At 67.5% G+C, this 12,906-nt stretch carries 9 protein-coding genes; 7 read left to right on the top strand and 2 right to left on the bottom strand.

All coding sequences use genetic code 11. The features are described 5' to 3' along the window. Nucleotides 1–16: 16 nt before the first annotated feature. Nucleotides 17–226, top strand: a complete 210-nt coding sequence (locus tag BGO47_RS06785; protein ID WP_292709817.1) for a hypothetical protein — start codon at nt 17–19, stop codon at nt 224–226. Between the two features lie 123 nt (nt 227–349). Here the strand turns inward: BGO47_RS06785 and BGO47_RS06790 are convergent, their stop codons facing one another. Both BGO47_RS06790 and BGO47_RS06795 read right to left on the bottom strand, forming a co-directional pair. Continuing rightward, a complete protein-coding gene (locus tag BGO47_RS06790) occupies nt 350–1,282 on the bottom strand; it encodes a Ppx/GppA phosphatase family protein (protein ID WP_292709819.1) in 933 nt (310 codons plus the stop codon). A 35-nt stretch (nt 1,283–1,317) separates the two neighbouring features. Continuing rightward, complete coding sequence (locus BGO47_RS06795; RefSeq protein ID WP_292709821.1) at nt 1,318–1,893, bottom strand: YdcF family protein; 576 nt, start codon at nt 1,891–1,893, stop codon at nt 1,318–1,320. Nucleotides 1,894–2,020: 127 nt separating this feature from the next. Here BGO47_RS06795 and coaA point away from each other — a divergent pair, with 127 nt between their 5' ends. From coaA to BGO47_RS06825, 6 genes are all read left to right on the top strand, one after another. Continuing rightward, nucleotides 2,021–2,983 carry a type I pantothenate kinase gene (gene coaA, locus BGO47_RS06800; RefSeq protein ID WP_292709823.1) on the top strand — a complete coding sequence of 321 codons (963 nt, stop codon included), beginning with the start codon at nt 2,021–2,023 and terminating at the stop codon, nt 2,981–2,983. Between the two features lie 157 nt (nt 2,984–3,140). Beyond that, a complete protein-coding gene (locus tag BGO47_RS06805; protein WP_292709825.1) occupies nt 3,141–4,466 on the top strand; it encodes a hypothetical protein in 1,326 nt (441 codons plus the stop codon). A gap of 97 nt (nt 4,467–4,563) precedes the next feature. Then, nucleotides 4,564–6,417 (top strand): glutamine--fructose-6-phosphate transaminase (isomerizing), encoded by a 1,854-nt coding sequence (gene glmS / locus BGO47_RS06810; RefSeq protein ID WP_292709827.1) that lies wholly within the window; start codon nt 4,564–4,566, stop codon nt 6,415–6,417. Nucleotides 6,418–6,526: 109 nt separating this feature from the next. Continuing rightward, on the top strand, nt 6,527–6,931 hold the full coding sequence (locus BGO47_RS06815; RefSeq protein ID WP_292709829.1) for a metalloregulator ArsR/SmtB family transcription factor: 405 nt from the start codon (nt 6,527–6,529) through the stop codon (nt 6,929–6,931). Continuing rightward, nucleotides 6,928–7,434: an SRPBCC domain-containing protein gene (locus tag BGO47_RS06820; protein WP_292709831.1), complete on the top strand. Its 507-nt coding sequence runs from the start codon at nt 6,928–6,930 to the stop codon at nt 7,432–7,434. The genes BGO47_RS06815 and BGO47_RS06820 overlap by 4 nt, the downstream gene beginning before the upstream one ends. 162 nt (nt 7,435–7,596) lie before the next feature. Continuing rightward, a complete protein-coding gene (locus tag BGO47_RS06825) occupies nt 7,597–12,843 on the top strand; it encodes a lamin tail domain-containing protein (RefSeq protein ID WP_292709833.1) in 5,247 nt (1,748 codons plus the stop codon). Nucleotides 12,844–12,906 lie beyond the last annotated feature (63 nt).

The raw sequence follows: 12,906 nt of genomic DNA on the forward strand, positions 1-12,906 counted from the left end.
GACGGCGGTCTTCTCGTTGTCCGACTACACCGGCTCATCCCGCAACCTCGCCCAGGTAAGCCTGGCCAGCGACAACGTCTTCGGTGAAGACGGTGGGGCGCTGCAGATCCCGACAGTGACGGGCTCGGTGGATGCCGGATACGCAGCATCCCTCGTGGTTCGAGTGGACACCACGACGGCCCCCACGAGTGGGTGTGCCCCCTCGGCTGGGGGTGGCCGGCCGTGAGGTCGTAACGGCGCAGAGTTTCGGCGACACGCCGGTGGCCGGAGCCTGAGGCCGGGGTGTCGAGCACGATCTGCGCCGTTGCGCATCGCACGCGGCGGTGCCGCGGCCGTGGCTCGGCGCCGGTCAGCCCCAGGCCATCGACTCGATGTAGCGCAGCAGCACACCCTCGCGCAGCGCCCACGGGCTCACTTCGAGCTCCTCGACATCCATCGCGCGCATCGCCTCGTGCAGGACCACGGCGCCCGCGACGATCTGGAAGGTGCGATCGGCGGTGATGCCGGGAAGCTCCTGTCGGGCGGATGCCGGAATGCGCGCCAAGCGCGGGATCCAGGACCCGAGCGCAGCGCGGGGGAGCATCATCCGCTCGCTTCCCGACCACCCCGGGAGTGGGTAGCCCACGAGTTTGGCAAGGGACCGGATCGTCTTCGAGGAGCCGACGGTGTGATCGGGCCGGGGGAGGGCGCCGAAAGTCTTGGTCAGCGGTTTGAGTGTCTGGCGGGCGTGGGCCCGCAGGCGATCGACGGCCTCCTCGCCGGGCGGATCGTCTGGCAGGTACGCGATCGTCATGCGGCCGGCGCCGAGGGGAACGGATGCCGCCTCATCCGGCAGCTCATCGGCGCCCGCCGCGATCTCCAGTGACCCACCGCCGATGTCGAAGAGCAGGATCTGGCCTGCCGACCAGCCGAACCACCGCCGCACCGCGAGAAACGTGAAGCGTGCCTCGGACACGCCCCCGAGTACCTGCAGCTGCTGACCGAGCGCCTCCTCGATGCGCCCGATCACCTCGGCGCCGTTGGTCGCCTCCCGCACCGCCGAGGTCGCCGTAGCGAGGAACTCGTCGACCTTCTCGCGTTCGGCCACGGCGCGGGCCTGCGTGACGGCATCCACCAGCGCGGCGATACCCTCCTGGCTGATCGCGCCATCGGGCGTGACGTACCTCATGAGGCGCAGCACCGATCGATGGCTCGTGGAGGCCAGGGGCCGACCGCCGGGGTGGGCGTCGGCGACGAGGAGATGGACGGTGTTGGAGCCGATGTCGAGGACGCCCAGACGCACGGGGGTCAGCCTATCGGTGGCTTGAGCTGGGGGCGTCAGGGGAGCGCGCCGGCGGGTGGATCCGCGCAGCCGAGGACCCACGCCTTCGCGAATGCGGCGCTCTGGTAGGCGTAGTTGTAGATCCAGCGCGAGAGGTTCAGGCGCTCGTCAACGGGAATCACTGTCACATCGGCATCCGCGCACGCGTCGAAGATGAAGCGCGTGCGCAGGACGTGCGGAGTGTAGGTCAGGACGATGACGGCGTCGCCGTCGGTCGCGTAGGACTGCAGCATCGCGGCTTCCCCCCTCGTGGTGAACGGGTCGGGGGTGCGGCAGGTCACGTAGGCGCGCCAGCAGTAGGCGAGCTCGTCGGCCGAGTCCGGACCCGACGATGGCACTGACACCAGGACCTCATCGGCGATCCCCTGGTCGCGAAGGCTCTCGGCGTCAGCGATGCGGGTGGCAGTCGGCGGGCCGATCACGTAGATGAGGTCGGCTGCGGGTGCCGGGGGATCGGCAGGAAAGACATACAGCGGAAGCCCGACCGCGGCGACGAGGGCGATGATCGTCAGGATGCCGAAAGCGCCGCGTCGCGCCCACCGGGCTCGAGTGATGATCGACTCGTCGTCCACGCGTGCATCCTCCGTCTCTTGGTGCGGCGACCACGGCGTCGACGTGCATTGACGAGCGCCAGTGTAGTGAGCCATCGATGACAACTCGGCGTCGGGAGGGATACGTCGCGGGGACTACGATGGCCCCGTGCCCAGCGATGCCGCAGCCCTTGACGCCCGCGAGCAACTGAACCCGCAGCTCTACCGTGAGATCTCGCGCCCCGACTGGGCGAGGCTCGCCGCCGACATGCCTCAGCCGCTCACCGAGACAGAGATCGTGTCGCTTCGCGGCCTCGGCGATCGCCTCGACATCGACGAGGTGCGCGAGGTGTATCTCCCGCTCAGTCGCCTCCTGAGCCTGTATGCCGGCGCAACTCGCCGAATCGGAGCAGACACGAGCGCGTTCCTTCACGAGACCGACTCGACCACCCCGTTCGTGGTGGGTGTCGCCGGTTCGGTCGCCGTCGGCAAATCCACCATCGCGCGTCTGCTGCGCGAGCTGATGAGTCGCTGGCCCGACACCCCGCGCGTCGAACTCGTGACCACCGACGGCTTCCTCTATCCCAATGCCGAGCTCGAGCGCCGCGGCATCATGCACCGCAAGGGCTTCCCCGAGTCCTACGACCGGCGCGCGCTCGTGCAATTCCTCACCGACGTCAAGAGCGGCGCACCCGAGGTTCGCGCTCCCTTCTACTCCCACATGAAATACGACATCGTCCCGGATGCCGTCATCACGGTTCGCCGGCCGGATGTCGTGATCGTCGAGGGACTGAACGTGCTGCAACCACCGCCGTCGCCGAACGAGGTGGCAGTCAGTGACCTGTTCGATTTCTCCATCTACGTCGATGCCGATCCCGAACACATCACGCAGTGGTTCGTCGACCGATTCCTCGCTCTCAAACACGGCGCATTCGCCGACCCCGGATCGTTCTTCAACGTCTTCTCGGACCTCACCGATGAGACGGCGGTCGAAACTGCCCTGGGGTTTTGGAACGAGATCAACCTGCCGAACCTGATCGAGAACGTCCTGCCCACCAGGCATCGGGCTACCCTCGTGCTGCAGAAGGCTGCCAATCACGCGGTCGACCGCGTGCTGCTGCGCAAGGTCTAGAAGCGCGATCACCGCCCGATATCGGCGCGGATCGGCGGGATTCTCCAATCGCCGGGGACGTGGGAGCGGTACCAAAGCAGGTGGGACGCCACCGATATCGCGACACGCCGATCGTCATGGTAGAGATGTCTCATGCGGGGTGGTCATCGGGGGCCGTATGAAAGCTCTGCTCCCTAACCGGCGTGGGCGCTTCTTCGGCGTGACGCTCCTGTCAGCGATTGCGGCAGGGGCGATGATCGGCGTGCCCGCCATCGCCGCGGCCGCGCCGGCGGACGTGGCCGGTTCCGCGGCATCCGTCACCCCCGTCACGACCCCTGAGTCGGGCGCATCGGGTGCCGATGGTGGGGTGGATGCGGCATCCTGCGTCGCGGGGATGTCACCCCACCTCGTGCGGCTCACCGGCTCTGATGGGGATCCCGTGCGAAACCCCGTCCTGCTTGTGCACGGGTGGCTCAGCACCGCGATGCCCGAATCGGAGGCAGGACCCCGACCGGTCACGACGAGCACGGGTATCGCAAACTCTCCGTTCTCCAGGCCCGTCGAATGGTCGTCGGACGGCGATCCCGCGGTGGATCTGCGCTCGCTGCAGGAGCGACTGTCCGAACTGCCCGACACCACTGTCTTCGCCTTCGATTACTCGTCCATGGCAGCACTGTGGGTGGGGCACACCGCCACCGCCCCCGCGCTTGCGGGAGTGATCGACTGTCTTGCCGCGGAGTCAGGCGACACCGTCGACATCGTCGCGCACTCGATGGGTGGGCTCGCCCTTCGTTACGCCCTCGGGGGATCGAACGAGGGGGTGGCCTCGCACGTCGGTCAGGTCATCACCGTGGCGACACCCAACGAGGGCTCTCAGGTCGCATCGGCGGTGTCGATCCTCGGGGATGCGACGGAGTCGCTGTTCTCGTCGGCCTCGCTCCTCGCTCAGATCGCTGTGCCCGCAATCGTCGGAATCTGCAATCGCGAGATGGAGTCGGATGCTCGCGTCGGGTGCGACATCCCACCGAGCGTGCGGACCGTCTTCGCGGTCGCGGGTGACGGCGGTCAGGCGCTTCGGGCGGGCTCGGCGGAGCTCTCGAGCGTGCCGGAGTGGCCGAGCAGCGTGAAGGTTCACGCGATTGCCGGCGATTACCGCATTCACGTGACGGCCGGGCTCGTGCCCCCCGAGATCTTCACGGCTCTGCGCGACGCCGCGGGGGTCTTCGGGTTGGATGTGAGGCCTGCTCTCGACGAGGAGATCGAGGCCGGTGATGGCATTGTCGAGGTGAGTTCGGCGACAGCGGATGCCGACTCGAGCTTCATTGCGCGCTGTGACGTGACCGTCGAGCTCACCACCACGGAAGGGTCGGCGACGTTCGGCGATCTCACGGAGCGATTCGGTGGCATCCCGCCGCTTGCGGGTCCGTGTGCACACGATCGCCTGTTTGAGAACGACGACGTCGCGCGGGATATCGTCGCGACGCTCGGGGCGTCCCGCGGGTAGTGCTGTCGCGACGCTGGGGCGTCCCGGAGATAGCGCCGTCGTGTATTCCCGGCGGCGGCGCAGGATGCGGGCGTCCGCGCCCCGTAGCATGTGTGGAATGTGTGGAATCGTCGGCTATGTCGGGCCCCGTGAGAGCCAGCCCATCCTCATCGCCGGGCTGTCGCGTTTGGAGTACCGCGGCTACGACTCGGCCGGCATCGCCGTCATCGACGGTGACGGGAACCTCGGCATGCGCAAGCATGCCGGCAAGCTCAGTGTGCTGCGCAAGGATCTCGCCGAGCATCCGCTCCCCGCGGGCACGACGGGCATCGGGCACACGCGCTGGGCGACCCACGGTGGCCCCACTGACGCCAACGCGCACCCGCACCTCGCCGACGACGACAAGCTCGCGCTGATCCACAACGGCATCATCGAGAACTTCGCCGCGATCAAGAACGAATTGCGCGAAGAGGGCTTCGAGTTTCGTAGCGAAACCGACACCGAGGTCGCAGCGGTCCTGCTCGGCCGCGAGTATCGCGCGCACGGCGGCGACCTCGTCGCGGCGTTCCGTTCGGTAGTCCGCCGCCTCGACGGTGCCTTCACGCTCCTCGCGATGCACCGCGACAACCCGGGCCTCGTGGTCGGCGCCCGACGTAACTCGCCCCTGGTGATCGGACTCGGCGAGGGCGAGAACTTCCTCGCCTCGGATGTCGCGGCCTTCGTCGAGCACACGCGTCAGGCTCTCGCGATCGGCCAGGACGAGATCGTCGCGATCACCCCCGACGGCGTCGAGGTGACCGACTTCGACGGAAACCCTGTCGGTGTCGAACCCTTCGAGGTGCTGTGGGATGCCGCCGCCGCCGACAAGGGCGGATGGTCGTCGTTCATGGCCAAGGAGGTATCGGAGGAGCCCGAGGCCGTCGCCAACACGGTGCGGGGCCGCATCCGTGAGGGGGTCGTGTCGATCCCCGAGCTTGACGGCCTCGACGACCTTTTCGCCGGCATCACCCGCGTCATCGTGGTGGCCTGCGGCACGGCTGCCTATGCGGGGATGGTCGGCAAGTACGCGATCGAGCAGTGGGCTCGGGTGCCTGCCGATGTCGAGCTGGCTCACGAGTTCCGCTACCGCGACCCGGTCATCGGATCTGACACTCTCGTCGTCTCGATCAGTCAGTCCGGCGAGACGATGGACACGCTCATGGCGGTCAAGTACGCGCGCGAGCGCGGCGCCAAGACCCTGTCGATCTGCAACACGCAGGGGGCCACGATCCCGCGGGAGTCCGACGCGATCGTCTACACGCACGCGGGCCCCGAGGTCGCCGTCGCCTCGACCAAGGCCTTCGTCGCGCAGATCACGGCGCTCTACCTCCTCGCCCTGCACATTTCGCACGTGCGCGGGACGCTCAGCGACACCGAGATCCGCCAGCAGGTGCTCGAGCTCGAAACCGTGCCCGAGAAGATCGCGCGCGTCCTGGAGAGTGAGCAGGAGCACATCGAGCAGTTCGCCAGGTGGATGGGTGACACCCAGTCGGTGCTGTTCCTCGGTCGTCACGTCGGCTATCCGATCGCGCTCGAGGGGGCGCTCAAGCTCAAGGAGATCTCCTACATCCACGCCGAGGGGTTTGCGGCCGGCGAGCTCAAGCATGGTCCCATCGCCCTCATCGAACCCGGGCAGCCGGTCTTCGTTATCGTGCCGTCGCCGCGTCACTCGCCGCTCCTGCACTCGAAGGTCGTCTCCAATATTCAGGAGATCCGCGCGCGCGGCGCACGTATCATCGCCGTGGCCGAAGAGGGGGATGCCGCCGTGCTTCCCTACGCCGACGAAGTGCTGCGCATCCCGCTGGCAGACCCGCTGTTCGAGCCGCTCCTGGCCGTCGTGCCCCTGCACATCTTCGCGATGGGACTTGCTACGGCGAAGGGCCTGGACGTCGACCAGCCGCGCAACCTCGCAAAGTCCGTCACGGTCGAGTAGGCCCCGGGGGCGCTGCTTCGGTCGGATACCGCCGCGTCTGTCGGATGCTCCGCCTGGGCCCGGCTCATTGCCTCTCGACTATATAACGTAAGAATGATATAAAGAGAGCATGCACGCTCTCGACATCCTCGGCGATCCGGTTCGGCGCCGACTGGTCGAGGTGCTTGCTCAGGGCCCGCAGCCCGCAGGTGCGCTGGTCGACCTCGTCGGCGGCGAATTCGCCATCAGCCAGCCCGCGATCTCGAGGCACCTTCGGCTGCTGCGCGAGAACGGCTTCGCGGATGCTGACATCGACGGCACCCGGCGGATCTATCACCTTCGCGCCGACGGTCTCGACGCTGCCGCGGCCTACCTCGAGCGGCTGCGCTCACCGATGTCCCAACGTCTCGACGCTTTGCACACCGAGATCGCGCGAGGCCGGTCTTCACGGCGACGCGAGGCGGCGGTCGCCGAGCCCGACCACGAGGCAGCGGCATCCGGAATCCCCATCACACCCGCACAGGAGGCATCATGACCCTCGACGCTCCGCTAATCACGCGCGACGGCGACCGCTACCACCTCGAGTACTCCGAGGTCTACGCGACCGACATCGACGACCTGTGGTCAGCAGTCACGACCGCCGAGCGGCTCTCGCGATGGATGGCGACCTGCCGGGGCGACCTGCGTGAGGGCGGCGAGTGGGAGGTACTGGGATCGGACGGCGAGGTGTGGTGCCGAGGGGTCGTCACCTCCTGTACCCCGCCGCGCGGCTTCACGACCACCTGGCACGCCATCGGTGAGGATCCCACGGAGCTGACGGTGACGCTCGCGCCCGAGGGCGCCGGAACCCGCCTGACGCTCTCGCATCACGGCATCCAGTCGATCTTCTACGGCGCCGGGTGGCAGACCTACCTTGAGCTCCTGACCCGAGGGTTGGTGGCGCCCGATGCCGTCCTGATCGATGATGCCGCGTGGGACGCGCGATTCGCCGAGCTGCGACCCGTCTACGACGAGAAGTTCGCGTCGTTGCGCACCTGACCCCTCGGCCGGGGATGGCGGTGCGGGAGCCGGCAGTCCGATAAGCGAATCACTGCGGGCACCGAGCTCTCACCTGCCCGTCACGGTGCGTTCACCTCGGCGTCGCCGCTGGTCACATCGGGCTCGTAGGTTCGCAGGGTTTGCTCCAGACGAAAGCTGTTGATGTCTCTTTCCACCCCTGCGCGCCTGTTCCGTCCGTTCTCTCTCCTTACCGCCACCGCGATTCTTGCCACACCTCTCGTGGTTGCCGCGCCGGCCGCAGCGGCATCGGAGACACCGCACCTCGTGATCACCGAGATCGTTCCCGACAACGTCGGCTATGACGACTTCGAGTTCATCGAGGTCCACAACCTGGGCGCCTCGGCGGTCGATCTGGATGCAGCGAGCGTCGGGTTGTCGTACATCTACGCCGACAGCGATGACCGGGCCTCCGATGTACCGCTGACCGTCGAGCCTGGAACGGTGATCGACGCTGGCGAGACGATCGTGCTCTGGCTGAGCTACACCACCTCGACAGTCGACAGCTTCGCGAAGAGCGTGGACGACTTCCGTTCCCACTTCGCCGCGACCCAGCCGGAGAGCGACTACGACGTCGTCCGAGTAACCGGACAGTCGGGCATGGCCAACGGCGGCGGCCGCGGTGTGCGTCTGACCGCCGCGGGTGCCGAGGTTGCGCGTGCGTTCGTTCCCGTCGGCGCGGTGAGCACCGACCTGAGTGTGCACTTCCGAGTTCCGGCATCCGGGACCTCTGCGGCAGTCCTGTCGACCCTTGCAGTGCCCACCCCGGGCGTGGTCGTTCCCGAGGCGCTCGTGGCGGAGGCGCCCGAGCCCGTCGTCGAGATCGAGCCCCGCGACCTGATCATTACCGAGTTCGCGCCCGACAACGAGGGCACTGATCGCTGGGAGTACGTCGAGGTCTACAACACCACTGATCACGACATCGACCTCACTGCCACGAACACGACTGTCGTCTACGACTACGTGTCCAGCTCCAAGGCTCTTGCGTTCCCCGCGGGAAGTGTCATCCCCGCTGGTAAGGCAGCGGTGCTGTGGCTCCAGTATTCGCCGAACACCGACGGCTCCACCGCTGACGGCTTCCGCGCGTTCTACAACGCCGACGCCGATCTCACCGTCATCCCGATCACCGGTCAGTCGGGGTTCGCGAACGGCGGTGGCCGCGGCATCCGTCTGGTCTCGGGCGAGACCGTCATCACCGAGGCCTGGTACGCAGCCGGGGAGGTCGGCAGCGGCACGAGTGTCGACTATCGCCTCCCCACGCGGCTCACCGAAACGATGATGGCCGTGCTCGCGACCACCGTGGCGCCGACACCGGGCGTCATCCCGGCCGACACGCTCGTTCCTGCGCCCTTCGCCCCGAAGCCCGACGCCGACCTCGTGACGGCGCCGCTGCAGATCACCGAGGTGGCTCCCGACACCGCGAACGTCGGCGGGTCCGACGCGTATGAGTTCATCGAGGTCTACAACGCCACGAGCACGCCCATCGACTTCTCCGACTACACCCTGAAATACCTGTACCCGCTGGCCGATCTCACCAACTCGTCGACGACCCTGTGGCCCGCGACAGTTCGGGACGCGATCATCCGTGCGGGCGGCACGATCGTCTTCTGGATCAAGAACGGCGCGAACGACGCGCTCACCGCCGCGGACTTCAACGCGCACTTTGGAAGCTCCCTCATCGCCGATGAGAGCCTGTTCGAGATCCGGTCGGGCGGGATGTCGAACTCCGCCGCTCGCGGGCTCGAGATCACCACCAACACCGGCTTCACCGTCAACCGCGCGTACTACAACCTCGGCGGCGTGGACGATACGACCGCCGATCAGCCCATTCAGTACGCCGTCAATCACGACGATCTGACCCTGCAGACGAAGCTCGGCACCGCGGCCGCGACACCGGGAGCCATCGCCCCTGAGCAGGTCGACGACGGACTGATGATCGTGCCCGCAGACACCGCGGCTCCCGAGATCACCGACCAGACAGCATCCGAGATCACCCCGGGCACCGACTTCGAGATCGCTGCCCAGGCGACCGACGACATCCAGGTCAAGACCCTCTCGATCGCTGTCCGCAGCAACCTCGACGCCGAGCCGATCCGCCACGAGATCGTCTCGGACGGCGGGGATCGCTACGTCCTACCGATCGCCGCCGCCGACCTCACCGGCAAGCGCTGGTTCGAGTACACCGTGGTCGCCAGCGACGGCACGAACGAGACAGTCGTGGGGCCGGTGCGGGTCGCCCTCGCCGGCGTCGACACGTCGCCGGTGCGCCTGAACGTGACCGACGAGCAGTGGCTGCGCGGCGAGGTGGATCTGATCGCCGGCGGCGACACCTACCCCGCCGAGGTCGAGGTCAGCATCGACGGTGACCCTGTCACGGCGAGGCCTCAGCTGGAGGCTGCACCGGTCTTCGCGTTCGAAGCGAGCGGCGTCGACACGTTCTTCCGCAACGGCGTGAAGGTCGGGGACGACATCCTGCACATCTTCGACGACGGCATCTACTCGGGCTGGGACACGATCTCGACCGCGGTTGCGCTGGACTACGTCACCGCTGGCCAGAGTGTGACCGTCAGTGTGTGGGCCGGCACCAAGGCGGCCCCCGAGATCAACCTTGACGAGAACAACGACGACTTCTCGATCAAGGGGCTGCGGCTGATCCTGCCCGACGGCCGCACACTGACGCCGACCGGCTACGACGATCCGACAGCCGTGCTCGCGATGGGCGACAGTGCCGGCAAGTACGACTACTACGACGCGACGTTCACCATCCCGGCTGATGCCGCCACGGCCGTCAGCTACGCCTGGGACACCACCGCTGTGACCGACGGTGAGCACCTCGTCTCGGCATCCGACGGCGGTACCGAGGTCGACGCGCAGGTCCGTGTCGACAACACCCGGCCCGAGGTCAGCACCGATCTCGAGGCCGACAAGCTCTACCAGGGCGCGTTCACGATCGATGCGCAGGCCAGCGACCTCGGCTCCGGCCTCGTCTCGGTGGAGACGACCCTCGACGGTCGCGCCATTGCACTGCCGTACGAGACCTCGTCACTGACGCTCGCCGAGGGCGACCACGAGGTCGTCATCACCGCGACGGATGCCGCAGGCAACGTCACCGAGCGGGTCATCGGATTCCGCACCCCCGTCGAACACCCCGCCGTCACGCTCGTGTCGCCGGCTGACGGCGCGAGCCTTCGGCAGGGCTCGGTGACGCTCGAGGCCCGGGCCGTCGACCCCACCGGCGACCTCCTCGACGTGACCTTCGCCGAAGGGCGGGCGCTGAGCGTCGGTGACGGTGTCACCGCAGCGTCCGGCACGGTCGGTATCGCCGACACGACAGACCGCTCGGGGGCGCGAGACCTCACGGCCGACGAAGCCGCCCAGCTCGGCACATTCGACGGCGAGGCGCTGGTCGAGGCATCCGACACCGCGTTCCCTTACCATCTGTTCGACGCGGCGGTGCCCGCCGACGCCGGGGCCGACGCCCGCGTCCGGGTGCACTGGGAGGGTTCGGCCAACGCCAACGCCAAGCTGCTGCTCTACGCGCTCGGCGTCGACGGCGCGTGGGATGAGCTCGATCGCGTTGTTACAACGGCCGGCGTCACGAAGGATGACGTCACGACGGTCAGTCTTGACGCCGTCGTGCCGGTCGCCGACTATGCCGTGGGCGGCTCGGTGCGACTGCTCGTCCAGCACTCCGAAGGGTTCGCAGGCGAGAACCTGTCATCGCGCGAGAGCGAGATCGAGCCACGCAACCCCGAGGACACGCCCCGTTCGGAATACGACTTCACGCTCGCTGTCGAGTCGGACACGCAGTACTACAACGAGGAGTTCCACCAGCACCAGACCGCGATCCACGACTATCTGCTGGGCGAGCGGTCTGACCTCAACCTGCAGTACCTGTTCCACACGGGCGACATCGTCGACGACTACGACCAGCTGTGGCAGTGGAACTACGCCGACCCCGAGTACCAGAAGCTCGACGACGCGGCGCTGCCGTACGGCGTGCTTGCAGGCAACCACGACGTCGGCCACAAGGAGGTCGACTACACCAACTACGGCACCTACTTCGGCGCTGACCGCTATCAGGCAAACCCCTGGTGGGGTGGTGACTACGAGAACAACCGCGGCCACTACGACCTCATCACCGCCGGCGGCATCGACTTCCTCATGCTCTACATGGGCTGGGGCCCCGGTGACGACGAGATCGCGTGGATGAACGAGGTTCTCGCGCAGTACCCCGAGCGGATCGTGGTGCTGAACCTGCACGAGTACATGTTGACCACGGGAGGCCTCGGGCCGATCCCGCAGCGGATCTACGACGAGGTCATCGCCACCAACCCCAACGTGCGGATGGTGTTCTCGGGGCACTACCACGATGCCTACACGCGTATCGACGGCTTCGACGACGACGGTGACGGGGTGGATGACCGCCAGGTCTACCAGGTGCTCTTTGACTACCAGGGCCTCGCCGAGGGGGGACTTGGCTACCTCCGCCTGCTGCACTTCGACAACGAGAGCCAGAAGATCATCGCCCGGACGTACTCGCCCTCGCTCGACGACTACGACGCCGATGACCCCTCGCTCGCGGCCGAGCACCAGGAGTTCACGATGCCGTATGCCGCTCTCGGCATCCATCCTGCTCAGAAGGTCCTGCGCACCGACGGAGTTCGAGTCGACATCCTGACCTCGCACGAGATCGGTGCGGTCAGCGGCGTCGAAAGCGGCTCGACAACGTCGGTGACGTGGGATGCCACGCCCGGCGAGTACGGCTGGTACGCGTCGTCGGTCGACCCCTATGGGGCTGCCGCCGACTCGGAGGTTCGCGCCCTCACCGTGCTCGCAGACTCGGGCCCGGGCGGCGGCGACAACCCCGGCGGTGGTGACAACCAGGGCGGTGGTGACAACCCCGGCGGTGGTGACAACCCCGGCGGTGGTGACGGCTCCGGTGTGCCGACGGAGAACACGGTTCCCGTGAGCGTCGCGGACCTCGACCCGTCGCTCGAAGGCGTCATCGCCCCGTCGGGGACGCTGCGCGTCGGCGACCCGATCACCATCTCGGTGCCGGGCCACGACGGCGAGTGGGTCCAGGTCTGGCTCCACTCCACGCCGACCCTGATCTCAGGCTGGACGAAGGTTGCTGGCGGCACCGTGACGGCAACCGTTCCGGCATCCGTGCCCGCGGGTACCCACACGCTCGTCGTGCAGAACAGCAGCGGGGTGATCGGGTGGGCGACGGTCACCGTGCAGGGCGCAACCGGCCAGGCGGTGCTCAGCGATGGTGTCATGGCGCAGACGGGTGCCGACGGACTGCCGCTCGGGATCGTCGCGGTCATCGCGTTCCTGGCGATCCTTGCTGGCGCGGGGATCGTGGTTCGCCGCCGCATCGCCGCCTGATTGGCGCGGACGTCTCATACCGGCCAGCGGTAGGGTGGCGGATGCTGCGGCATCCGTCACCGC

The organism is Microbacterium sp. 67-17, assembly GCF_001898325.1.
In the GTDB taxonomy this organism is placed as follows: domain Bacteria; phylum Actinomycetota; class Actinomycetes; order Actinomycetales; family Microbacteriaceae; genus Microbacterium; species Microbacterium schleiferi.

Bases quoted from the DNA above. Each gene is read 5' to 3' on its own strand.
- BGO47_RS06805 (WP_292709825.1), top strand. From the start codon at position 3,141: ATGAAAGCTCTGCTCCCTAACCGGCGTGGGCGCTTCTTCGGCGTGACG.
- glmS (WP_292709827.1), top strand. From the start codon at position 4,564: ATGTGTGGAATCGTCGGCTATGTCGGGCCCCGTGAGAGCCAGCCCATC.
- BGO47_RS06815 (WP_292709829.1), top strand. From the start codon at position 6,527: ATGCACGCTCTCGACATCCTCGGCGATCCGGTTCGGCGCCGACTGGTC.
- BGO47_RS06820 (WP_292709831.1), top strand. From the start codon at position 6,928: ATGACCCTCGACGCTCCGCTAATCACGCGCGACGGCGACCGCTACCAC.
- BGO47_RS06825 (WP_292709833.1), top strand. From the start codon at position 7,597: ATGTCTCTTTCCACCCCTGCGCGCCTGTTCCGTCCGTTCTCTCTCCTT.